General features: G+C 58.1%; 25 protein-coding genes. 9 read left to right on the top strand and 16 right to left on the bottom strand.

Annotation, left to right across the window (positions count from 1 at the left end; genetic code table 11):
• Positions 1–8: 8 nt before the first annotated feature.
• The 6 genes from ACW9IR_RS11120 to ACW9IR_RS11095 all read right to left on the bottom strand — a co-directional run bounded on the left by ACW9IR_RS11120 (position 9) and on the right by ACW9IR_RS11095 (position 4,801).
• Positions 9–635 carry a response regulator transcription factor gene (locus tag ACW9IR_RS11120; protein ID WP_095120461.1) on the bottom strand — a complete coding sequence of 209 codons (627 nt, stop codon included), beginning with the start codon at positions 633–635 and terminating at the stop codon, positions 9–11.
• Between the two features lie 392 nt (positions 636–1,027).
• Positions 1,028–2,356, bottom strand: a complete 1,329-nt coding sequence (locus ACW9IR_RS11115) for a deoxyguanosinetriphosphate triphosphohydrolase (protein ID WP_016985477.1) — start codon at positions 2,354–2,356, stop codon at positions 1,028–1,030.
• A 118-nt stretch (positions 2,357–2,474) separates the two neighbouring features.
• On the bottom strand, positions 2,475–3,638 hold the full coding sequence (locus ACW9IR_RS11110; protein WP_102900397.1) for an EAL domain-containing protein: 1,164 nt from the start codon (positions 3,636–3,638) through the stop codon (positions 2,475–2,477).
• A gap of 124 nt (positions 3,639–3,762) precedes the next feature.
• Positions 3,763–4,101, bottom strand: a complete 339-nt coding sequence (locus ACW9IR_RS11105) for a hypothetical protein (protein WP_095120460.1) — start codon at positions 4,099–4,101, stop codon at positions 3,763–3,765.
• Positions 4,098–4,484 carry a phage holin family protein gene (locus ACW9IR_RS11100; protein WP_016985474.1) on the bottom strand — a complete coding sequence of 129 codons (387 nt, stop codon included), beginning with the start codon at positions 4,482–4,484 and terminating at the stop codon, positions 4,098–4,100. The genes ACW9IR_RS11105 and ACW9IR_RS11100 overlap by 4 nt, the downstream gene beginning before the upstream one ends.
• Positions 4,485–4,486: 2 nt before the next feature.
• Positions 4,487–4,801 carry a DUF883 family protein gene (locus ACW9IR_RS11095; protein ID WP_095120459.1) on the bottom strand — a complete coding sequence of 105 codons (315 nt, stop codon included), beginning with the start codon at positions 4,799–4,801 and terminating at the stop codon, positions 4,487–4,489.
• A gap of 305 nt (positions 4,802–5,106) precedes the next feature.
• Between ACW9IR_RS11095 and ACW9IR_RS11090 the strand changes: the two genes are divergently transcribed.
• The gene (locus tag ACW9IR_RS11090; RefSeq protein WP_016985472.1) at positions 5,107–6,315 is read left to right on the top strand and encodes an ammonium transporter; all 1,209 of its coding nucleotides are present in this window, start codon (positions 5,107–5,109) and stop codon (positions 6,313–6,315) included.
• Here the strand turns inward: ACW9IR_RS11090 and ACW9IR_RS11085 are convergent.
• The gene (locus ACW9IR_RS11085) at positions 6,312–8,024 is read right to left on the bottom strand and encodes a cation:proton antiporter (protein ID WP_457463183.1); all 1,713 of its coding nucleotides are present in this window, start codon (positions 8,022–8,024) and stop codon (positions 6,312–6,314) included. The two genes, ACW9IR_RS11090 and ACW9IR_RS11085, sit on opposite strands and share 4 nt — an antisense overlap.
• A 208-nt stretch (positions 8,025–8,232) precedes the next feature.
• Here ACW9IR_RS11085 and ACW9IR_RS11080 point away from each other — a divergent pair, with 208 nt between their 5' ends.
• From ACW9IR_RS11080 to ACW9IR_RS11070, 3 genes are all read left to right on the top strand, one after another.
• Positions 8,233–8,469, top strand: a complete 237-nt coding sequence (locus ACW9IR_RS11080; RefSeq protein ID WP_095120457.1) for a glutaredoxin family protein — start codon at positions 8,233–8,235, stop codon at positions 8,467–8,469.
• 111 nt (positions 8,470–8,580) lie between these two features.
• Positions 8,581–8,898 carry a transcriptional regulator gene (locus ACW9IR_RS11075; RefSeq protein ID WP_016985469.1) on the top strand — a complete coding sequence of 106 codons (318 nt, stop codon included), beginning with the start codon at positions 8,581–8,583 and terminating at the stop codon, positions 8,896–8,898.
• Positions 8,899–8,968: 70 nt separating this feature from the next.
• A complete protein-coding gene (locus ACW9IR_RS11070; RefSeq protein WP_102900399.1) occupies positions 8,969–9,859 on the top strand; it encodes a pseudouridine synthase in 891 nt (296 codons plus the stop codon).
• A gap of 80 nt (positions 9,860–9,939) precedes the next feature.
• On the opposite strand, the gene ACW9IR_RS11065 is transcribed toward ACW9IR_RS11070, so the two are convergent.
• Positions 9,940–10,161 carry a YgdI/YgdR family lipoprotein gene (locus tag ACW9IR_RS11065; RefSeq protein WP_007908660.1) on the bottom strand — a complete coding sequence of 74 codons (222 nt, stop codon included), beginning with the start codon at positions 10,159–10,161 and terminating at the stop codon, positions 9,940–9,942.
• A gap of 78 nt (positions 10,162–10,239) precedes the next feature.
• Positions 10,240–10,842, bottom strand: a complete 603-nt coding sequence (mobA, locus tag ACW9IR_RS11060; protein ID WP_110721015.1) for a molybdenum cofactor guanylyltransferase MobA — start codon at positions 10,840–10,842, stop codon at positions 10,240–10,242.
• 81 nt (positions 10,843–10,923) lie between these two features.
• On the opposite strand from mobA, the gene moaB reads away from it, so the two are divergent.
• Together moaB and ACW9IR_RS11050 are read left to right on the top strand one after the other, a co-directional pair.
• Positions 10,924–11,463: a molybdenum cofactor biosynthesis protein B gene (gene moaB, locus ACW9IR_RS11055; RefSeq protein WP_095120454.1), complete on the top strand. Its 540-nt coding sequence runs from the start codon at positions 10,924–10,926 to the stop codon at positions 11,461–11,463.
• Positions 11,447–12,673: a molybdopterin molybdotransferase MoeA gene (locus tag ACW9IR_RS11050; RefSeq protein ID WP_457463179.1), complete on the top strand. Its 1,227-nt coding sequence runs from the start codon at positions 11,447–11,449 to the stop codon at positions 12,671–12,673. The genes moaB and ACW9IR_RS11050 overlap by 17 nt, the downstream gene beginning before the upstream one ends.
• Before the next feature lie 59 nt (positions 12,674–12,732).
• Here ACW9IR_RS11050 and ACW9IR_RS11045 read toward each other — a convergent pair whose 3' ends face one another.
• Entirely contained in the window at positions 12,733–13,041 is a 309-nt protein-coding gene (locus ACW9IR_RS11045) for a hypothetical protein (protein ID WP_457463195.1), read from the bottom strand.
• A 315-nt stretch (positions 13,042–13,356) separates the two neighbouring features.
• Between ACW9IR_RS11045 and yegS the strand changes: the two genes are divergently transcribed.
• Complete coding sequence (yegS, locus tag ACW9IR_RS11040) at positions 13,357–14,274, top strand: lipid kinase YegS (protein ID WP_095120452.1); 918 nt, start codon at positions 13,357–13,359, stop codon at positions 14,272–14,274.
• Here yegS and ACW9IR_RS11035 read toward each other — a convergent pair.
• The 3 genes from ACW9IR_RS11035 to ACW9IR_RS11025 form a co-directional block, all read right to left on the bottom strand.
• Positions 14,258–14,917 (bottom strand): response regulator, encoded by a 660-nt coding sequence (locus tag ACW9IR_RS11035; RefSeq protein ID WP_095120451.1) that lies wholly within the window; start codon positions 14,915–14,917, stop codon positions 14,258–14,260. The genes yegS and ACW9IR_RS11035 overlap by 17 nt on opposite strands.
• Complete coding sequence (locus tag ACW9IR_RS11030) at positions 14,914–15,807, bottom strand: sensor histidine kinase (protein WP_095120450.1); 894 nt, start codon at positions 15,805–15,807, stop codon at positions 14,914–14,916. The genes ACW9IR_RS11035 and ACW9IR_RS11030 overlap by 4 nt, the downstream gene beginning before the upstream one ends.
• A 475-nt stretch (positions 15,808–16,282) precedes the next feature.
• Positions 16,283–16,753, bottom strand: coding sequence for a hypothetical protein (locus tag ACW9IR_RS11025; protein WP_016985460.1), 471 nt, complete (start codon positions 16,751–16,753; stop codon positions 16,283–16,285).
• A gap of 454 nt (positions 16,754–17,207) precedes the next feature.
• Between ACW9IR_RS11025 and ACW9IR_RS11020 the strand changes: the two genes are divergently transcribed.
• Both ACW9IR_RS11020 and ACW9IR_RS11015 read left to right on the top strand, forming a co-directional pair.
• Entirely contained in the window at positions 17,208–18,143 is a 936-nt protein-coding gene (locus tag ACW9IR_RS11020) for a chemotaxis protein CheV (RefSeq protein WP_102900403.1), read from the top strand.
• A gap of 189 nt (positions 18,144–18,332) precedes the next feature.
• Positions 18,333–19,139: an MOSC domain-containing protein gene (locus tag ACW9IR_RS11015; RefSeq protein ID WP_110721013.1), complete on the top strand. Its 807-nt coding sequence runs from the start codon at positions 18,333–18,335 to the stop codon at positions 19,137–19,139.
• Between the two features lie 72 nt (positions 19,140–19,211).
• On the opposite strand, the gene ppnP is transcribed toward ACW9IR_RS11015, so the two are convergent.
• From ppnP to ACW9IR_RS11000, 3 genes are all read right to left on the bottom strand, one after another.
• Positions 19,212–19,496 (bottom strand): pyrimidine/purine nucleoside phosphorylase, encoded by a 285-nt coding sequence (gene ppnP / locus ACW9IR_RS11010; RefSeq protein ID WP_003226701.1) that lies wholly within the window; start codon positions 19,494–19,496, stop codon positions 19,212–19,214.
• Positions 19,497–19,601: 105 nt separating this feature from the next.
• On the bottom strand, positions 19,602–20,144 hold the full coding sequence (locus tag ACW9IR_RS11005) for an exonuclease domain-containing protein (RefSeq protein WP_457463174.1): 543 nt from the start codon (positions 20,142–20,144) through the stop codon (positions 19,602–19,604).
• A gap of 70 nt (positions 20,145–20,214) precedes the next feature.
• Entirely contained in the window at positions 20,215–22,176 is a 1,962-nt protein-coding gene (locus ACW9IR_RS11000; RefSeq protein WP_457463172.1) for an acetyl/propionyl/methylcrotonyl-CoA carboxylase subunit alpha, read from the bottom strand.
• Positions 22,177–22,212 lie beyond the last annotated feature (36 nt).

The following is a 22,212-nucleotide window of genomic DNA, read 5'->3' as shown; positions in this document are numbered from 1 at the left end:
GCGGGGTCTCACACGAGTGCGTTGCGTTTGGCCATCTCGATAAGTTCTACAAGGGATTTGGCTTTGAGTTTTTGCATCAAGCGTTTTTTATAGGTACTGACCGTTTTATTGCTGAGAAACATGCCCTTGGCTATTTCCTTGTTGGTACGGCCTTGGGCAAATAACTGCAAAACCATTAATTCGCGATCATTGACGGATTTGAACAGTTCCAGTTCTGCATAACGAGTATCGTCGCTGCGAACCGGATTCAACGCCTGACTGGGGAAATAGTTGTAACCGGACAGCACCGCTTTTATCGCACTGACCAGTTCGCTCAAGTCTTCCTGTTTACAGACATATCCGGAAGCACCGGACTGCATGCAACGAATACCGAATAACGTCGGACATTGAGCAGTCAGCACCAGGGTTTTGAGCGGCGAACTCATGGCGTTGAAGCGGGCAAGTACCTCCAGGCCATCAAGTTTGGGAATGCTGATGTCGAGAATGATCAGGTCCGGCATGCACTCGCGCACCATTTGCATGGCATCGACCCCGTTGTCGGTTTCGCCGACGACCTTGTAGCCTTCATGTTCCAGCAGCATTCGAACGGCGAGACGGATGACCGGGTGATCGTCGACAATAAAAACGGAGTTCATAATCAAGTCCCATACAAGCACGAATAAAGCGCGCACCTTAGCTCAGTTGAATGAGCGCTCGCATGAGCTGACTTGGCTCCAGTCGTGTTATCGGATTGTTCCTACAGCTAATGAGGAAAGGGACTACGATCAAACTAGGTATGACGTAAGGAAGTGCAGGGTGTTCATCGGCTTATAGTTGGTCGTGAATGTTTTGCAAGTGCTGGCTGTAAATGGATTTTTGTTCAATGTTTAAATGGTCGGGACAGTCGCTTGTTGTTTGTATTTTTCGCCGCCGCATCCTGCCACAGAATTATTCGAAATAGGCAAGTGTCAATCCAGGTTCCCGGTCAAGAAAGTTATCATTGCGCATTCAACCGGCCGACGCTATCGGCAGGTTGAATGCGTTTGGGTCAGTGACTGGAACGACCGGTCATCTCCAGCGCCATGTCGCTGGCGTAGCTGTCGGTCATGCCGGCGATGAAATCGATCATGCGCAAAAACGACGTATGCAAAGAACCCTGCGGATCCGGTGCGTTATTACCGAGCAAGTCGAGGATGCGCCGACTCTTGAACGATGGCGTGCGACCGTTGTGTTGCTCCAGCGCGGCGCCGCAGAAGGAGTTGAGGAGAATCTCCAGCGTCGTGTAGGCACCGATTTCGTGCAGGGTCTTGCGCTTGTCCTGAAAGATTTTCTTGCGGGCAATGTCTTTGGCGTTCAACACACAGCGCTTGGCCGGGCCATGCATGTGCTCGACCAGATCGCCATGCAGCGTGCCGGCGAGCAGTGCGTCCTGTTGCTCGACAAACGCTCGCGCCGCTGCGTTGGTCAGATGTTCGATGGCCTTGCCACGCAGGATGGCGAGCTTGCGTCGTCGTGAATCCTGCGGGCCTAGCTGACGATAGGTTTCCGGCAGATCGTCGCCCACCAATCCGAGTAACAGCGATTCGACCTCAGCGTACTCCAGCAACTCCATTTCAAGACCGTCTTCCAGGTCGATCAAGGCGTAGCAGATGTCGTCCGCCGCCTCCATCAGGTAGACCAGCGGATGGCGCGCCCAGCGTTGCTCTTCCAGTTGCGGCAGGCCCAGCTTCTGAGCGATTTGCTCCAGCAGCGGCAGTTCGCTCTGATAACAGCCGAACTTGTGTTTCTTGTAACCGAGGGAGTCGGCGTGACGGGCTGTCCACGGGTATTTCAGATAGGTGCCGAGGGTGGCGTAGGTCAGGCGGGTGCCGCCGTCGAACTGATGGTACTCAAGCTGAGTGAGCACGCGAAAGCCTTGGGCGTTGCCTTCGAAATTGAGGAAGTCGCCGCGCTCGGCTTCGCTCATGCCGTCCAGCCAGCCACGCCCGGCTGCCTGTTGGAACCAGTGGCGAATGGCATCTTCACCGGAGTGACCGAACGGCGGGTTGCCGATGTCGTGGGCCAGACATGCCGATTGCACCACCATGCCCAGATCGCTGGGGTCGCACCATTGTGGCAGGGCGCTGCGCAGTGTTTCGCCGACGCGCATGCCCAGCGAGCGGCCGACACAACTGACCTCCAGCGAGTGGGTCAGGCGTGTGTGAATGTGGTCGTTACTGGTGACCGGATGCACTTGGGTTTTTCGGCCCAGACGCCGAAAGGCGCCGGAGAAGATGATGCGGTCATGGTCTTTGTGAAAAGGACTGCGGCCAAGTTCTTGCGGGCTGTGCAGGGGCTTTCCGAGACGTTCGCGGTTGAGCAGGGTTTGCCAATCCAAGGCTGATTCTCTCCGACAGGTGACTGGGGGGCCAATTAGTTTCCACGCTGTGGTGTGGAAACTTAATGGGCAACGCTCGCCCTAGCTTCCCGGTTCGGCTCTGAGCCTGCAAGCGCAACTACAGCCCTGCAGCATCAATGTCGATCAGCAGCAGACGTTCGCCATTGTCGAAGAACTGCCCGGCCGTCAGGCAATACTGGTTGCTGGTTGCATCGCGGTAGGTGTTGGACAGCGTCAGGCGCCGCTCCTCCCAGCCTTCAGCGAGTAAATGATAGAAGTACGGACGCCATGACCAGTTGTGCCCCAGATAGCGATTGTCGGCGATCCAGCCACTGTGCCGCCATTCCAGATTAGGTGTCAGTTGCGTGCCGTGGCGGTCGCATTGATAGAACCGCAGCAGCCATGGAAAGGCGTCCAGTTGTGGCAATGCGCTCAGCGGTGCGTGAGCTTGCGCCCAGCTCTGCAGAATGGTCATCAATTCGCCCAGTTGCTGACGCATTTGCATCAAGCGGGCCCGTTCTGCCAGTTTCTGCCGGACATAGCGTTGACGCAGTTCGGCGAAGCGTTGCACAAAAGCGTCTGTGGGGTAAAAAGCTTCCTGCGCCCGAGCGAACAGAAAACCCTGCACGTACCGCGATCCGCACTCCAGAGCGAAATTCAACTGTGCCTCGGTCTCGACGCCTTCAGCGATAATCCAGCAACCGGTCTTTTCGGCCATCTGCGCCAACGCCTTGACCACATCACTGCTCGGCCCACCGAGTGCGGCGGCCTGAAACAGGCGCATGTCGAGTTTGAGAATGTCCGGTTGCAGCGCCAGCACCCGATCCAGTTGTGAATAGCCCGCGCCAAAATCATCAATGGCGATTCGTGCCCCGGCCTCGCGATAACGCGCGACCACTTCGGCCAGACGTTGGCCGTTGCCGCCCAGTTCAGTGATCTCGAAAACGATGCGCTGCGGATCGACAAGGTGTCGCGCGATTTGCTTGAGACTTGGCAGCGCTTGTTCGGGGCGCAAGCGGCTGATCCAGCGCGGCGACATGTTGAGGCTGAGAAACCAGTCCGAGGGCGCTTCATGCAGGCGGCTCAAGGCATTGTCGCGGATCTGTCGGTCGAGACGGCGCAAGGCGATGGCGGGAGTGCGCGGGTCGGCGAACAGCGGCCCGACCGACACCAGTTGTCCATCGGCCTGGCGCAGCCGGCCCAGTGCTTCGACGCCGGCAATCCGGCCGGTGGCGGTATCGATGAAGGGTTGAAAGCAGGCGAGCGGTTGCCCGTCGATCACGGAGCCTCCTTAGTCGTTCTTGTTCTGGTTGAACCTGTCGACCGGATAGGCGTTCAGGATTGAACCTCTTGGTCAAAGAGGTCCATCCCGAGAATGTTGCAAGAATGTGGCCAGATGCGGTACTTCAGCGTTTGCCGGAGTTTTGCATGACCATTTTGATCAGCGGGCCAAGACTTGTGCCAAGACGAACCAATCGGGTCAAACCACCCACGCCGCCGCTTTTGGCACCTTTGCCGGTGATGAAACCCAGCAGCGTCACCGCCGCCACACCCCATAACGGCGCGTGCTTGATCCCGAAACCGCCCTGCAAGCTTTGCGTCATGCCGCGCACTCGCTGCAGAGGTTGCAGCACCTGCCCGGCTTCATGGCGGATTTCCTGACGGTGCATTTCCATGCGCAGACGTATCAGCGCCTTGCGCATTTCCCGGCGGGAACTGTTATGTGGAAGTTCAGGCAGGCTCATGGCAGCAGGCGCTCCCGGTCGTTGGCCAGCTCTTCGAGCGTGCCGTGGAAAGGCGAGGATTCATCAAAGATCGCTGCCTTGAGGCGAAGTCCGCAAAAGATCGAGGCCAAGGTATAGAAAACGCACAGGCCAATGATCGCGGCCAAACGATACGTGTCCCAGAACACGATCATCACCAAGGTCGATAAACCCACCAGCAACAACAGGGCAAAGACCAGGGCCAGACCTGCAAACAGCAACAGGCTGACGGTACGTGATTTCTGCTCCTGCAATTCGATGCCGAACAACTCGACATGGCTGTGCAGCAGACCCAGAACGGCGGCGCCCAAGCGCCGCGTGGAAGAGGCGGTGCCCGCAGTCGGGCCGGATTCACCGATCGACATAATCAGCGCCGAGTGGCCAGCAGGCCGATCAGGAAGCCGACACCGGCAGCAATGCCGACGGCCTGCCAAGGGTTGGCCGACACGTAATCTTCAGTGGCAGTGACCGCAGCCTGACCGCGATCACGCAGGGTGTCTTCGGTCAGTTTCAGGGTTTCGCGGGCGCGCAGCAGGCTGTCGTGGATCTGCTCGCGCAGCTCATCAGCCTGATCGCCGGCCAGGGTGGCGGTGTGCTCGAGCAAGCGTTCGGTGTCGGCGACCAGGGTCTGGAAGTCGTTCATGAGGATTTCTTGAGCAGTCTTTGCCTTGATGCTGGCCATGGGTGGATCTCCGTAAGTGACGTCTGAAGCGTTCGAGTATGAGCCTTGCGCGAAGGTTCAGTACAAATGACTGGTACAACTTTTGCTGTGTCGTGGTGCGTCGTCCTGCGGTTGTGCGCTGTTGCCGGGCGTGCGCCTTGAGAAACCTTATCCCAAACAATGCCGGTTCGTGTCAGGACATCGACCTTGTGCGCCAAAGCAGTTCGCCGGACATCCGGTTCCCTGACTGCGTGGGCGCAACTTGGTGCATGAAATGTGCGCATGAACCGCTTTGGTGCCTTTTTCGCCTTTAGGTCTGCCTGCTTATGGAAAATCTGCAAAGCGCTGTGGACACCCTGGTTCACAGCTCCAATACCTTGTTCATTCTGATCGGTGCAGTGATGGTACTGGCGATGCACGCCGGTTTCGCCTTTCTGGAGGTCGGTACCGTCCGCCAGAAAAACCAGGTCAATGCGCTGTCGAAGATTCTCAGTGATTTCGCCGTCTCGACCCTGGCCTATTTCTTTATAGGCTATTGGATCTCCTATGGCGTGACCTTCATGCAGCCAGCGGCGGTGCTGAGTGCCGATCACGGTTATGGACTGGTGAAGTTTTTCTTCCTGCTGACCTTTGCCGCCGCGATCCCGGCGATCATTTCCGGCGGTATCGCCGAGCGCGCGCGTTTTGTGCCGCAGTTGTGCGCCACGGCGTTGATCGTTGCGTTCATCTATCCGTTTTTCGAAGGCATGATCTGGAACGGCAACTACGGTCTGCAAGCATGGCTGACGGCGCAGTTCGGTGCCGCTTTCCATGATTTCGCCGGTTCCGTGGTGGTGCATGCCATGGGTGGTTGGCTGGCGCTGGCGGCGGTGCTGTTGCTGGGGCCGCGCAATGGCCGTTATCGCGACGGTCGCCTGGTGGCCTTCGCACCGTCGAGCATCCCCTTTCTGGCATTGGGTTCGTGGATTCTGATTGTCGGCTGGTTCGGCTTCAACGTGATGAGCGCGCAGACGCTGCAGGGCGTCAGTGGTCTGGTAGCAGTCAATTCGTTGATGGCGATGGTTGGCGGCACCATGGCGGCGCTGCTCGTCGGGCGCAATGATCCGGGCTTTCTGCACAACGGCCCATTGGCCGGGTTGGTCGCAATCTGTGCCGGCTCCGATCTGATGCATCCGGTCGGCGCGCTGGTGACCGGTGCGATTGCCGGCGCGCTGTTCGTCTGGTGCTTTACCGCCGCGCAGGTCAAATGGCGCATCGATGATGTGTTGGGCGTGTGGCCATTGCACGGCTTGTGCGGTGTTTGGGGCGGGATTGCCTGCGGGATCTTCGGCCAGACTGCGCTTGGCGGTATTGGCGGCGTCAGCCTGATCAGCCAGTTGATCGGCACCGCGCTCGGTGTCGCTGTGGCGCTGATCGGTGGCTTCGTCGTGTACGGCGTGATCAAGGCGTTGCACGGGCTGCGCCTGAGTCAGGAACAAGAGTATTACGGCGCGGATCTGTCGCTGCACAAGATCGGCGCAGTGAGCCAGGATTAGGTCTCTTCATCGTCGGCTCCACGGTAAAAGCCGTGGAGCAGGCGATAACGGTCACTTCGCACCTGATCGACTTTTTCCTGAACCTGACGCGCCGGCAACCCGAGCATGATCAAGGCGTGAGAGCCAAGCATCAGGCTGGATTCCAATAGCTCAGGCACTACTTCGGTGGCGCCTGCAGCTTTGAGCTCCGCCAATTGGCTGTCGTCGCGGGTGCGCACCAGAATCGGCACCTGATCATTGAGGCGGCGTGCTTCCTTGAGAATGCGCAGGGCGACGTCGGTTTGATCCACGGCAATCACACAGAGTCGTGCGCGCAGCAGGCCAACGGCAGTCAGCAGTTCGCCGCGCGACGAGTCGCCGTAATGCACGTCACTTTCCACACTGGCGGCTTCCTGGACCCGTACCGGGTCATTGTCCAGCGCGATATAAGGCTGTTTGGCATTGCGCAGGAAACGACCGATGGATTGGCCGACCCGGCCGTAGCCGCAAATCACCACGTGCTGGTTGAGGTCGGCGTTGAGCGCGCTGATCTCTTCGATCTGTGCCTCTTGATTGGGTTTGCGGTGCAGCACTGCAGCGATGCGTGGTGCTGCGCGCAACAGCAATGGCGTCAGCAGCATCGAGCAGAACGTCGCCGCGAGCAGCAGGTTGCCAAGCCCTTCGGGCATCATGCTGTTTTGTTGCATCTGCGCCATCAGGGCAAAGCAGAACTCGCCTCCCTGAGCCAACGCCAGACCACTGCGCCACGCTGTTTCGCTGTCACTGCCGCGCCACTTCACCAACAAGGCGACGACGATGCCCTTGATCACCATCAAACCGACGGTAAGTCCGAGAATCAGCAGGCTGTGACTGACGAACAGTTGCAGGTCGATCAGCATGCCGATGCTGACGAAAAATACACCTAGAAGGATGTCGCGAAATGGCCGGATGTCGGCCTCGATCTGGTGACGATAGTGGCTTTCACCGAGCAACATCCCCGCCAGAAATGCACCGAGGGCGGGGGACAGGCCCAGCAGGTGAGTCAGCCAGGCGGTCAACAACACAATCACCAGTGCCAGCAGCACGAACAACTCGGCCGAGCGTGACGCCGCCACTTCATGGAACAACCTCGGCAGTATCCAGCGACTGGCCAGTAGCAGCCCGACAAACAGCACAACGGTTTTTGCCAGCGTCAGCGGCAGCGCCCAGTACCAGGCTTGCTCGCTGCTGCCGGCGAACACGGGCACCAATGTCAGCAGCAATACCGCGACAACGTCCTGAAACAGTAAAACACCAACGGCATTCTGGCCGTGGCTGCTGAACACCTCGCCAAGGCTGCCCAACTCTTTGGTCACAATCGCAGTCGATGACAGCGAAAGCCCGGCGCCGAGCAACAGCGCCGGTGTGATCGGCATGCCCAACAGCATCAATAGCAGCCCGAGCAGCGCGGTGCTGACCAGCACCTGCTGACTGCCGAGACGGAACACGACCTGGCGCAGCGCGATCATCTTCGACAGGGAGAACTCCAGACCCAGTGAAAACAACAGAAACACCACCCCCAACTCCGCGACGTCGGGCAAGTGTTCGCTCTCGTTGACCCAGTCGAACGCACTCGGTCCGACCAGCAATCCTACGCACAGATAACCCAGAACCGGTGGCAACCGCAGGCGACGGAACAGGGCAATCACCACAAGGGACGAGGCGAGGATGATCAACAGATTGGCAAACACTGGACACTCCGATGTCAGATTCAGGCTTTTCAAGCGTAGAGGTAAAAAGTCCGGGAGGATCGCGTAAAAGGTTTTTCTGCGGACTGATTTGCGTCAGGGTTTTGCCTGTGAACCTTTGTCGGGGCGCTGGAGCCTTTGGGCGGCGGTGGCTCGACGGGTTTTCAGGTGGGGCCTAGAATAGGCCCACTCATTTTTTGGTTGAGCAATCATGCCTCCTGAATGTCAGCTGTTTGGCACCCTTGGATGCCATTTGTGTGAAGTCGCCGAGGCCGAACTGATGCCTCTTGTCGAGCATGGCCTGCTGGTTGAATTGGTCGATATTGCTGAGGATGAGTCTTGGTATGCGGCATACAGCCTGCGAATTCCGGTGCTGCGTCGCGTCGACACCGGGGCTGAACTGGGCTGGCCATTCAGTGCTGATGAAGTCGTCGCGTTTCTGGGTTAACCCGCTTTTGTGGTTCATCCCGCCGGTCGCCGCTGCCATCCATTCCTTGGCATTTTGCGGATTGTTCGGTTACTGTATGTGCATACAGTAAATGCGTCAGAGGGATGAACCGTGGTCAATGTCGAACAGTTGAAGAACAGCGTGAACCGGATGTCGGTTGACGTGGTGCGCGAGGCCGTTCTCGAATTGCGCCTGGACGGGTTGGTCACCGAAGGCAAGACGCCCTTCAACAAACTGCACTTCAACACCTGCTTTGCCGAGATCGAGGCCTTGTTTCAGCGTGCCGGTTACCACAAGCAACTGGATGTGGTCGGTTATCAGGGGTTGCTTTACGCCTTATACGATCCGGGACGCTGGGACGCAGTCGATGTCTTGCGCTGGCTCAAGGAATTCACCGATGCCGCAGCGCTGAAAACAATTCCGGCCTGAACATTCTGCGCTAGGTTCGTTTCCCTCACTGCTGGATAATGCCGCCCTGCATTGAGGGTTCGATTTCCGTATGTCCACATCTACATTCTCTGCTGCTCAGAATCAGGCGAGCACACTTTATCTGCCGCCCGGTAAATGGCTGACCGTACTCGATTGCCTGTGCGAGCATTTCAGCGCCATCGACCGTGAGCAGTGGCTTGACCGCATCGCTCGGGGACGTGTGCTGGACGGCCATGGCCAGCCGATCCCGGTGGATTTGCCCTACAAGGAAGGTCTGCGGATTCACTATTTTCGTGAAGTGCCGGACGAGAAGCCGATCCCGGTGGTCGAGTCGATCCTGTATGCCGATGAACATCTGGTAGTGGCTGACAAACCGCATTTTCTGCCGGTCACGCCTGCCGGCGAATACGTTGAGCAAACCTTGTTGCGCAGGCTGATTCGTCGCTTGGACAATCCACACCTGGTGCCTCTGCACCGCATCGACCGGCATACGGCGGGACTGGTGATTTTCTCGGCCAATCCGCAAACCCGATCAGCCTATCAGTCGTTGTTCCCGACGCGGCAGATCGACAAGCGCTATGAAGCCATCGCCCCGGCGCTGCCTGATCTGAAGTTCCCTTTGGTGCACAAGAGCCGTCTGGTGGATGGCGAACCGTTTTTCCGCATGCAGGAAGGCGCCGGTGCCAGCAATACCGAAACGGCGGTGGAGGTCAGAGAAAAGAATGGCGATCTGTGGCGCTACGGCTTGTTTCCGGTGACGGGCAAAAAACATCAACTGCGTGTCCACATGACGGCGTTGGGCGCTAGCATCTGCAACGATCCGTTTTATCCGGATGTGTTGAAGGACGTCGAGGACGACTACGCCAATCCGCTGAAACTGCTGGCGCAGGGGTTGCGGTTCATTGATCCGGTTACCGGCGCAGAGCGCGAGTTCGAGAGCCGGATCACGTTGCAATGGTGATGTCGAAGCCGTTTTTCGAGCGCCCATGAAAAAGCCCGCAATCAATGCGGGCTTTTCTGTATCCGGTATCGACCCAGAGCTTACAGCTCTTTAACGGTACGAACCTGATCCTTGTTGATGCGAGTTTCTTTGCCGTCCAGCTGTTTGAACTCGTAGAAGCCCGAATCGTCATCGTATTTCGGGGTGTCGACGGCCTGGATTTCGCGACCGTCATTCAAGGTGATCACTGTAGGCGACGAGCAACCGGCGAGGGTGGCAAGGCCCAGTGCGAGCATGAAAGTGGCGAGGGTCCGTTGAGTCATGGGTGTGTCTCCGAATGGGAATTCTTTTGGTTACTGAGCTTGAGACGTATACAAGGCGTGAGAGTTCCTTGAATGGTGTCAGTCTGACACAGTGTTGTGCGCATTTAACAGTTCGGGGGTGTTGAGGTTGGCCAGTCGCGGGTCATTGTCGGGACATTGCAACGCGGTGGCGCCGAGACTGCGCATTACCCGTCCGGGGCTGCGCTCCCCAGCACTCCACGCTGCCTCAAAGGCCGGCAACAAGGCCACCGGAATTACGCAGAGCAGAGGTTCCCAATGCCCGTCATGGCGCAACATTAAAGGTTTGTCATGATTCAGATTGGCGGTTTCGCGCATGTCCTGCAGCAACGTGGCATCGATCCTCGGGACATCGCAGGGCAGTACCAGCAGGTGGGGGTGACGCGCGGCTTTCAGGCCTGCGCGGATACCAGCCAAGGGCCCTGGAAAATCTTCTTCGTCATCTCCCACCAATTGATCTGCAAACGGTGCATAACGCTCGCGATTCCGATTGCAGGAGATGATCAAGTCATCGGTCAGCGGACGAGTCTGGCGCTGCAAGTGCGCGATCAACGGTTCACCCTGCCACTGCAGCAGACCTTTGTCCTGACCGCCCATACGTTGGCCGCGCCCGCCCGCCAGAAGCAGAATGGAGCAGGGCGGCAGTTGCGAATTCACAGTCATGGCAGCTCTCCAGAGGGGCGGCAAAGAAATGGGGCGCTGTGATATAACACCGGGCTGTTTCTCCTACAACTGGACGAGCCTATGAAAGCCAAGGCTGATGTACCTTTCGTGCCGCTTAATATTGCGGTGCTGACTGTCAGCGATACCCGAACCCTGGAAACCGACACTTCAGGCCAAGTCTTCGTCGATCGCCTGGCGGCCGCCGGTCACCATCTGGCAGAGCGGGTTCTGCTCAAAGATGACCTCTATAAAATTCGCGCGCAAGTTGCCAACTGGATCGCCGACGATGTTGTGCAGGTTGTGTTGATCACTGGTGGCACCGGTTTTACCGGGCGCGACAGCACGCCGGAAGCCGTAGCGTGCCTGCTCGACAAGCAAGTGGATGGTTTCGGCGAGTTGTTCCGGCAGATATCTGTGGCTGATATCGGTACCTCGACCGTGCAATCCCGAGCGCTGGCCGGTCTGGCCAATGGCACGCTGGTTTGCTGCCTGCCAGGTTCGACCAATGCTGTGCGTACAGGGTGGGATGGCATTCTTGGTGAGCAACTGGACGCCCGCCATCGACCATGCAATTTCGTACCTCATTTGAAACAGGCGGCACCTTGTGAATCGCGCGGGTAAACCGGGCAAAACGGGCTCGTTGATGCCGGTCGAGGTAGCGCTGGCGCGCCTGCTGGAAATGGCCGAGGCCTCGCCCATTGTCGAGCATGAGTTTTTGCCGCTGGCTCGGGTCGAGGGTCGAGTGCTGGCCGAAGATGTGGTTTCAACCTTGGATCTACCGCCCTGGCCCAATAGCGCCATGGATGGTTATGCCCTCAATCTGGCCGACTGGACGGGTACCCCACTGCCGGTCAGTCAAAAGGTATTCGCCGGACAATTTCCTCAACCCTTGCAGCCTGGAACGTGTGTGCGGATCTTCACCGGTGCACCGGTACCATCGGGTGCCGATTGTGTAGAGATGCAGGAAAACGCGGAGGTTCAGGCCGATGGCTGTGTGCGCTTCATCGAGCGGATGACAATCGGGCAGAACATTCGCCCGCAAGGCCAGGAAACAACCGCAGGCGAGTTGATCCTGACGGCTGGCACCCGGCTCGGTCCTATCGAGCAAGGCCTTTGCGCGTCATTGGGCTGCGCTGGCCTGAAGGTGGTACGCAAGGTTCGAGTGGCGGTGATCTCCACAGGAGATGAATTGGTCGAGCCGGGTCAGCCGCTGGGACCGGGGCAGATATACAACAGCAATCGTGTGGTTCTATGCAGCTGGTTACAACGTTTGGGCTGTGAAGTGATCGATGCCGGAATTCTCCCGGACGATCTGTCCTTGACCCGTGCCCGTTTGACGGAACTGCAGGATGTTGACCTGATACTTTCCACTGGTGGTGTATCGGTGGGTGAAGCTGATTTTCTCGGCATAGCCTTACGGGAAGAGGGCGAGTTGGCCCTTTGGAAGTTGGCCATCAAACCCGGGAAACCGCTGACATTCGGACATTTTCGCGATGTGCCGGTCATCGGCTTACCGGGCAACCCGGCGTCTACGTTGGTGACCTTTGCGCTGCTGGCTCGGCCTTATCTGTTGCGTCGTCAGGGTGTGCAGGGCGTCGAGCCTCTGAAATTCCCGGTGCCAGCGGGCTTTGCCTGGCCCGTTGCGGGCAATCGCCGTGAATACCTGCGAGGACGTCTCGAGCAAGGGCGGGCGATTGTTTACCGCAATCAGAGTTCCGGTGTGCTGCGCAGCGCAGCCTGGGCGGACGGTCTGGTGGAGGTCCTGGAGGGCCGCACGCTGAGCGAAGGAGACCAGGTCGCATTTATTCCGCTGAGTGACCTCCTCGGCTGATCCCGTTGTGCGTGCGCAGGTGCCGGACGACTCAGCCGACACCTGCGTGTGCAATTCGGTCAGCTGCTGACCAGTGTCACAAGCTGGTCGAATCGGCTGTTCGCCACCCAACCCAACAGACCCAGCACTACCGCGGTCGCGCCTGCAGAGTAGGCCAGACGGTGTTTGATTGTCCTGACGTCACTGCGGACTTCGTCCATGTCCCGTCGAATGTATTTCAAATGGGTTTCGAGTTCGGTCACGCGAGGTTCCATATGAACTTCTCCGGTGGTCTTGGCGCTGTTTTTGAAATTGGGCTTTTGATTCGCGCGACTTTCGCCGAGAGGGGCGACCGGGCTCACTGGAATTCTGGCTTCAGGGCTTGGCATAAAAACATCCACTGGTTGCTTCAAATACATGCTGGCCGACGTTTATACGAATCGAATTCTTCGGAGCCCTGGGGGCGTATCCATTCATTACCTGCACTTCCTTGTGTTGTTGGATTGATGATTGATACCGCCAGCACACGGTGAACCAATGGCCATGCATGGTCAATTGAGCCGATTCCTCATGTTTTGTAAGAAAAAATACCGGTTATGTAGGACGCCGCTCTGCCGAGCTTGAATTAATTAGGCCACAGGTGGCTCTTTTGCGTGCTTCAGCGGTCAAGATGACCTAACCAAGTCAATTCAGGGAGTGACGCTATGAGTGAACGCCGGGCACTGTTGATCCTGCATGGCAAGCAGGCACTCAACGAGGCGGTTCGCACCGCGGTCGAGAACAAGCGCCAACAAGGCTGGGACCTGGCTGTACGCCTGACCTGGGAGGCGGGGGATGCCCAGCGATGGGTGGAGCAAGCACTGGCGGAGGGTTACACACAGATTATTGCGGGGGGGGGCGACGGCACGTTGCGCGATATTGCCGAAGCACTCGCGGCGCATCCGCACAAAGCCAGCCTGGTACTTTTGCCTTTGGGAACCGCCAACGACTTTTCCCGTGCCGCGGGCATTCCGCTGGAACCGGCGGAGGCCCTTGAGCTTCTGGAGGTGGCGCCGCGTGATATTGATCTGGGTCAGGTGGGCGGGCAAATCTTCCTCAACATGGCTACCGGTGGTTTCGGCAGTCAGGTCACCGCCAATACTTCAGAGGATCTGAAAAAAGTACTCGGGGGAGCGGCATATCTGTTCACTGGTTTGTCACGATTCAGCGAACTGCATGCCGCATACGGCGAGTTGCAAGGCCCTGATTTTCACTGGAGCGGCGAGCTGCTGGCGTTGGGCATCGGCAATGGCCGTCAGGCCGGAGGCGGGCATGTGTTGTGCCCACAAGCGCTGGCCGACGATGGACTGCTGGATATCAGCATTCTGCCGGCGCCCCAGGAGCTTGTCGGTACATTGAAGAACCTGCTGAGCGACGGTTTCGGCATCGACAACATGTTCGTGCGAACCCGATTGCCGTGGGTCGAAATCAAAATGTCCGAAGGGCTTTACATCAATCTTGATGGTGAGCCGCTGGAAGGCGACAGCATGCGTTTCGAGGCGCGTCCGGCGGCGCTGCAGGTCCATCTGCCAAAGGACTCGCCGCTATTGACCATTAAATCGTCAATCAGTCATCAAGACTGATGATCTGCTCGCGTACGGCGAACAGCACCAGGCCTGCCACGTCGTAGATTTGCAGACGCTTCATGATCTGCGAGCGGTGGGTCTCGACGGTTTTGATGCTCAGGCCCAGTCCGTTGGCGATTTCACGGGTGGATTTGCCACGCACGATCAGGCGCAGGATCTCCAGTTGTCGCGCGGTCAGGTTGTGCGAGTCGGCGGTTTCCGGCTGCTGCTTCTGATTGCGGGTCAATGCCTGGTTGATCACGGTGTGGGCGATGGCGGGGCTCAAATAGCGCTCGTTGTTGCGCAAGGCTTCCAGTGCGTGTTCGAGTTCAGTGGCTGTGGTGTCCTTCAGCAGGTAGCCATAGGCGCCGGACTCCAGCGCCTGCATGATCAACGCCGGGTCGGTGTGCATCGACAGGATCAGCACCTTGCTTTGCGGCCGCACACGCTTGAGCCGTTGCAGGGCTTCAAGGCCACCGGTTTCTTTCATGGATATATCCAGGAGCACGATATCGGGGCTCAGTTGCTCGACCATTTCGAGCAGTTGCGAGCCGTCATTGGCTTCGCCAATCACCGCGTAACCGGGAATATCCAGCACCAGAGCACGCACGCCGGCCCTGATCAGCGAGTGGTCATCCACCAGAAGTAAGTTGCAAGTCAACGCATAACCTTATTCGTACTGGCCCGCTCGAGTGCACGGGGCGCCCAGGGGAAAAGTGCTTCGATTCGAGTGCCTTTGCCCGGCTCGCTGACGACGCTCAGGGTGCCACCCAATTGCTCGATCCGTTCGGCCATCCCGGCCATGCCCCGCTGTCCTTCACGACCAGGATTGGCCGCCGGGGCAAACCCCAGACCGTCATCGCTGATCATCAGCGTCAAGCCTTTCGGCAGGCGCTGTACGCGTATCACCAGATTCTTCGCTTGTGCGTGTCGCAGGATATTGGTCACTGCCTCCTGGGTGATGCGAAAGGCGGCGACGGCCATTTCTTCCGGGATGCCATTGAGGCGTTGCTGGCAATCAAGGCTCCAGTGCACGCTGGTATTGGCCATTGTCTTGAGCAGATGTGCACGCAGGCTCGCCTCAAGACCCAGACTGGTCAACTGTCGTGGATTGAGAATGGCCGAAACGTCGCGCACCTTGTTGAGGGTTTCTTCGAGCGTGTCGCACAGCGCTGTGCATTGTTCCTGCAAGTCTTCCGGCATGCGCCGTTTGAGCCAGTCACTCTGCAGTTTGGCGGCGGTCAGCAGTTGGCCTATATCGTCGTGCAACTCTCGGCTGAGGCGGTGACGTTCGTTTTCCTGGACTTCCAGGAGGCGATCAGCGAGTTCCTGTGGCTGAAATTTGATCGATTTGCGTGACAGCCGATATTGCACCCAGACGCAGGCGGTGGCTGCGATGTTCAGCAATAGCAGCCCCAGGCAAAGTTGCGCGGAAAAACCATAGGTCAACAGGCTCCCGAGTGTGGCTGCCACACACAGTATGAGCGTGAACCGGCGTGCGTTTTCCCGGGAGGGTGGCCATGTGGAGATTGACTTGAGGCTGGCGTACATAGCGGATGGAGCCAATGGATGTTCGCTGCGGGCAGACCGGCCGGTGGCTGGCGGATCTCTGTCTGAAAATGCTGTCAATTATGTTATTGATTTCAACGCGGTTCAGTGAATGTATTGGGCCGCCAACTTTGCTGGATGGCTGTCTCTGAAGTCACTGTGCCATTAACTTGAAAGCAACTAGTGGGCGGCATAATACCACTTAACATACCGTTGGTCGCGTTTGCTATATATGTCCAAAGGGTCAGGAATTACGCCATGTTGGACGCGAGTTCCATAATGGAGAAGTCGATTAAAAGATATCGGCGTTACCTGAAGTTGTGCTCTTCAGACACAGGCAAACCCTGAGTCCGGCGAAAAATATCCGCTTGAGTCAGGCGTGATTATTTAATTCGATTTGTCGCTGGCAGGTATGAACTATTCAATAACGACAGGGGCTGTGTAAGGCGACGAGTTCCTGGGACAGGGAGGCGCGCTGTCAGGCTTGTCGCTCTGCGTAGCTCGGCAGAGGCAAACGTTTGGGGGAAAGGGCTGGCTGAAATTGCGGCTGGCCGACTTGGAAGGCGAACGCTTCAATCAGCGAAATCTGCTCGCTTTCATCAAGGCTCAGCTGTCCGGTGCTCTGATCGACCAATTCAAGTTGCCAGGCCATCAACGTAAAGCAATCCTTCAAGGCATCCAGGGCTTGTTCGTGCAGATCGACGTGATCCTGCGCCAGATTGAGCAAGCTGTAAATGTGCAGGGAGAATTCGCAAATGGCTTCAAGCGCCAGTGCTTCAGCCCTGCTCGCGAGCTTGAGGAGGGTGCTGAGCATGCAGTCGATGGCGTCCTTGTCATTGCTGATCAGCTGCAAATGGCTGAGGCATTCTTCGGACTTGGCCAGGAGCGTTTCAGCCTCGACAAGAAATTCGGGGAACCTTTGCGCCCACTCTTTACGGTCGATCGGCATGCTTATCTCCACAACGTCATGTCTGATGGGGGAATGCCATTTGTGGCGACGGTCATGGATCGTCGGGAGATCGCGCCCAGACGTGCAGGTGCACAGACTGAGGGGTTCCAGAGGGCTTGTTTCCGCTGAATTGCGATCGCACACAATAGCCTGACTCCGTTCATGCAATGAGAATGGCGTCACATTAATGGCTATTGGATATTGCGAATATCAGGTTGGGCCTGATTGTTACTAGGGGAATCCCTTAGGCGCGGGAACCTACCGTGCAAACCGAGGTCGCGCCGCAGAGAATGTAGCAGATGAAAATCACTGCGCCAGTAAAGCATGATGTTAATGTGACATCAATGCCCGATCATGGCATTTTTGACGGGGTCTGGCTTGGCAATCAAGAACCGCCATTTGCCGCCGATAACCTCACATAGTGAATTCATCAGAACAAGCCCAGGAGTCATTGATGGCCGGCATTCTCGACACGGTAGACCAACGCACGCAACTGGTGGGTGAGAATCGCCTGGAAATTCTCATGTTTCGATTGGCCGGGCGTCAGTTGTTCGCGATCAACGTGTTCAAGGTTCAGGAAGTGCTGCAGCTGCCGAAGCTGACTTTGATGCCGCAGCGTCACCCGTTTGTCTGCGGTGTGGTCAATCTGCGCGGTCAGACCTTGCCGGTGATCGATCTGTCGCAGGCGATCGGCATGCGTCCATTGGTGCCGGGTCCGAACAGCACGATCATCGTCACCGAGTACAACCGCTCGGTACAGGCCTTCCTTGTTGGTGGCGTGGATCGCATCGTCAACATGAACTGGGAAGCCATTCTGCCGCCGCCGACCAGTGCCGGGCGTCAGCATTATCTGACCGCTATCAGCAAGGTCGACGATCAACTGGTGGAAATCATCGACGTCGAGAAAGTCCTCGCTGAAATCGTCCCGTACAACGCCAAGGTCTCGCGTGAAAAACTCGATGATCCGGTACTGGAACGCGCCCGTGGCCGTGAAGTGCTGCTGGTGGACGACTCCAACGTGGCGCTTTCGCAATTGCGCGACACTCTCGGCCAGCTCGGCGTGAAAATGCACATTGCCAGCGATGGCCTGAAGGCGTTGAACATGCTCAAGGGCTGGGCTGATACCGGCGTGAACATGACCGACAAGCTGCTGATGATCTTCACCGATGCGGAAATGCCGGAAATGGACGGCTATCGCCTGACCACCGAAATTCGCAATGACCCGCGTCTGCGTGGTTTGTACGTGGTGTTGCACACCTCGCTGTCCGGCAGTTTCAACGACTCGATGGTGAAGAAGGTCGGTTGCGATAACTTCCTCTCCAAGTTCCAGCCGGACAAACTGGTTGACGTGGTGCGTCAGCGCCTGATGCTCGACGAAGTCCCGGCTTGATCCTAACGCTTCAGCCTCCTGTGGGAGCGAGCTTGCTCGCGAAGGCGGATTCCCAGTCGACACATGTGTTGAATGAATTTCCGCTTTCGCGAGCAAGCTCGCTCCCACAAGGTTTGCAGCGCACAAACTCCTTTGATTCGCGGATAAAGCTCGTATAGGGTGGCGTTTTTATCCTCCAGGGAGCTGGCCATGCTGCGTCTGAGCGCGCTTTATCGTTACCCGTTGAAATCCGGCAAAGTCGACGTTCTAAAAAGCGCCGATCTCGACAAGCTGGGGCTTGATGGTGACCGACGCTGGATGCTCGTGGACGAAACCAGCGGCCGCTTCCTGACCCAGCGCGCCGAAGCGAAGATGAGTCAGTTGTCGGCGCTGTGGAATGCGCAGGGCGGTCTGACCCTGAGCGCACCTGAACAGTCCTCCATCGACATCGCCTTGCCGGGCAATGACGCCGAACTGCGCGGTGTGACGATCTGGCGTGACACTTTGCGCGTGCCGGATGCCGGCGAAGAAGCAGCGCGCTGGGTCAGCGATTTCATCGGCAAGCCGACCCGTCTGGTGCAGGTGCCGCTGGATCGTGCCCGCATGACTCAGGCAGGTTTCGGCAAGGATGACGATCAGGTCGCATTCGCCGACGGATTTCCCCTGCTGTTGATCGGTGAGGCGTCCCTGCAGGATCTCTCGGACAGAGTCGGTCGTCCGCTGGAAATGCTGCGCTTTCGGCCGAACCTGGTGATCGAGGGCAGTGAAGCGTATGCCGAAGATGGCTGGAAGCGCATTCGCATCGGCGATGTCGAGTTCCGTGTGGTCAAGTCGTGCTCGCGCTGCATTCTCACCACCATCGACCCGCAAACCGGTGAGCGCAGTGCCGATCGCGAGCCGTTGGCCACCTTGCAGAAATATCGTGCTCAAGCCGACGGCGCGATGTTCGGCCAGAATCTGGTGAACGACAGCAATGGTCGGCTGGAAGTCGGAATGCCGGTGGAAATCCTCGAATAAACCGCCCCTGAAACGAAAAATGCCCGTGTCCTTGGACACGGGCATTTTTGTTGGTGCAGTGAAACCGTTGCTTTAGCCGCGGTATTCGCACAGGTAAGCGGTATCGACCGCAACCTTCAGCTGGAACTTGCTGTTGGCCGGGACGTTGAACTGGCTGCCAGCGGCGAAGGTTTCCCAGTCGCTGCTGTCTGGCAGTTTGACGGTCAGTGCGCCAGACACCACGTGCATGATTTCACGCTGAGCGGTGCCGAATTCGTATTCGCCCGGGGCCATGACGCCGATGGTCGCCGGACCTTCAGCGGTGCCAAAGGCGATCGACTTGACGGTGCCGTCGAAGTACTCGTTGACTTTAAACATGGGCGATTCCTCGAAAAGGGCTAAAAATTGGAGGCGGCCAGTATGCACAAGGCTTTTGGCGCCGTCACCTGCCCGGCGTCTGTCCGATGAGTTCTCGAATTGACCCTAGAGTGGCAAGACCAGTGGCAACAGCCGCGCAGTGTTGCGCGCATCCTCCAGTGCCCGGTGCTGCTGACCGCTGAACTGCATGCCAGCCAGTTGCAGTGCACCGTTGAGCCCCAGTGGCCGTTCCAGGCGCCGAGCCTTGGCGAAGCGTTGTTTGAGGTTCATGTGCGGCACTCGGCTCAAGCCGCTGTCGATTTGCAGACGCTGCCATTCCTGAAGTAATTGCTTGCGGTCGTAATCGCCCCAACTGGCCCAGCCTTCAAGGCGCGTTTGATGTTGCGCGAGCCAGCGTTCGAACGCCGGCCAGACTTCATTCAACGGCTGCGCCGAGTCGATGTTGGCTTGGGTAATGTGTGTCAGTTCACGACAAAATGGCGTGAGCAACGGCCGCCGCGACGGTTTGACGAAGCGCTGGAAGTGATCCTGCTCGCGCCCGGCGCGATCGACCAGGGTGGCGCCGATCTCGATAATTTCCATTTCGGTGACCGGCCAGCCACCCTCATCGGTGGTGGCTTCCAGATCTATGACCAGCCAGTGGGGCATCGCAGGGTTCCTGATTTCCGCGTTCTGATAACTCAGAGCGTAGTCAAAACCCGCAAGCGTGTGTGGGTGACTACTCGACCTGCAACAGAACCTGACGATTTTTTACCTGATCGCCGACCTTGACCTGCACCCGCGTGAGCACGCCGTCGATGCCGGCCTTGAGCGGGTGCTCCATTTTCATTGCCTCCAGTACCACCAGCAACTGACCTTTGCTGACCGGGCTGCCTTCGCTGACCAGTACGTCGATGATGGCACCGTCCATCGGCGCTTTCAGGGTGCCGGAGCTGACGCTGGTCTGACTGTCGATTACCGCGTGAGTTCGATCCTCCAGGCGCAGACTGCCGGGGTGGGTGAACAGCCAAAGGTGCCCGTTAACCAGTCGATACGCGTGACGCTGGCGCAAACCGTCGATTTCCAGTGTCAGCGACTGCGCGTCCTGATCGATGAGTGTTAACTCGAGCGTGCGTTCGGCAACCTGCACGGTGAAGGCGCCTTGCGCTTGCGCGAGCAGTTGCGCTGTCCAGTTCTGATCATCAAGCCCGAGTCGATAATGCAGCGGCACACTGGCATTGTTGCGCCAGCCGGTGAGCGGCGCGCGATGGGCCAGGGCGCTGGATTGATAGAAAAGCACTGTTGCGATCGCCAGTTCCTCGGCATCCGGAATGTAGCGGTGCAAGCAAGGGTGTTCGCTGAAGTGGCGGGCAATGAACGCGGTACTGAATTCGCCGCTGATGAACTGCGGATGTTGCAACAGGCTGGCCAGCAAGCGTTGATTGCTTTGCACGCCCAATAAAACCGTGTCCTGTACCGCGCGCAACAGTTTGCGCCGAGCCTCTTCGCGAGTGGCGCCGAAAGCGACCATTTTGCCGAGCATCGGGTCGTAAAACGGGCTGATCGATTGCCCTTCCAGCAAGCCATGATCGATTCGTGCGCCGTGTCGAAGCGCTGGCTCCCAAGCTTCTATGCAGCCGGTTTGCGGCAGAAAATCCTGTGCTGGATCTTCGGCATAGAGTCGCACTTCCATTGCATGCCCGTTGAGCTGGACCTGATCCTGAGTCAGCGGCAATGGCTGACCTTCGGCAACCAATATTTGCCACGCCACCAGATCCAGCCCGGTGATCAATTCGGTCACCGGATGCTCGACTTGCAGGCGTGTATTCATCTCCAGAAAGTAGAACTGTCCGCGCTCATCAAGCAAAAACTCCACCGTGCCGGCACCGACGTAATTCACCGAGCGGCCAGCCTTGAGCGCCGCTTCACCCATGGCTAGGCGCAGCTCAACGGTCATCACCGGGCAAGGTGCCTCTTCGATGACTTTCTGGTGGCGACGCTGGATCGAACAGTCGCGTTCGCCCAGGTAGATCAGATTGCCGTGTTGATCGCCGAACAGTTGCACTTCGACGTGCCGTGGTTCGATCAATGCCTGTTCGAGGATCAATTCGTCGCTGCCGAAACCGTTCAGTGCTTCGGAGCGCGCAGTACGCAATTGCGCCGGCAAATCAGCGCCGTTGTGCAGCAGACGCATGCCACGGCCACCGCCGCCGGCACTGGCCTTGATCATCAGTGGATAGCCGATGCGCTCGGCTTCACGCAGGAGGGTGGCGTCGTCCTGTTCGGCACCTTGATAACCGGCGATGCAGGGTACGCCGGCTTCGAGCATGGCGATTTTCGAGCGGCGTTTGCTGCCCATCAATTCGATGGCTTCGACGCTGGGGCCGATGAAGATCAGCCCGGCTTGCTCGCAGGCGCGAGCGAACTCGGCGTTTTCCGAGAGAAAACCGTAGCCGGGGTGGATGGCGTCGGCGCCGCTGCGGCGGGCGGCGTCGAGGATCGCCGGGATATTCAGGTAGGACTGCTGCACGGGGGCGGGGCCAATGTGTACGGCCTGATCGGCCATTTTGACGTGCAGCGCCTCGGCGTCGGCGTCGCTGAAGACGGCGACGGTGCGGTAGCCGAGCGCTTGGGCGGTGCGCTGGATGCGGCAGGCGATTTCACCGCGGTTGGCGATCAGGATTTTCTGGATGGCGGGCATGATGATCTTCCTGAGTATTTGGCGGTGAATGCGATG

It is taken from the genome of Pseudomonas sp. SDT291_1_S447 (assembly GCF_054070155.1).
This window is presented reverse-complemented; position numbering and strand designations above follow the sequence as displayed.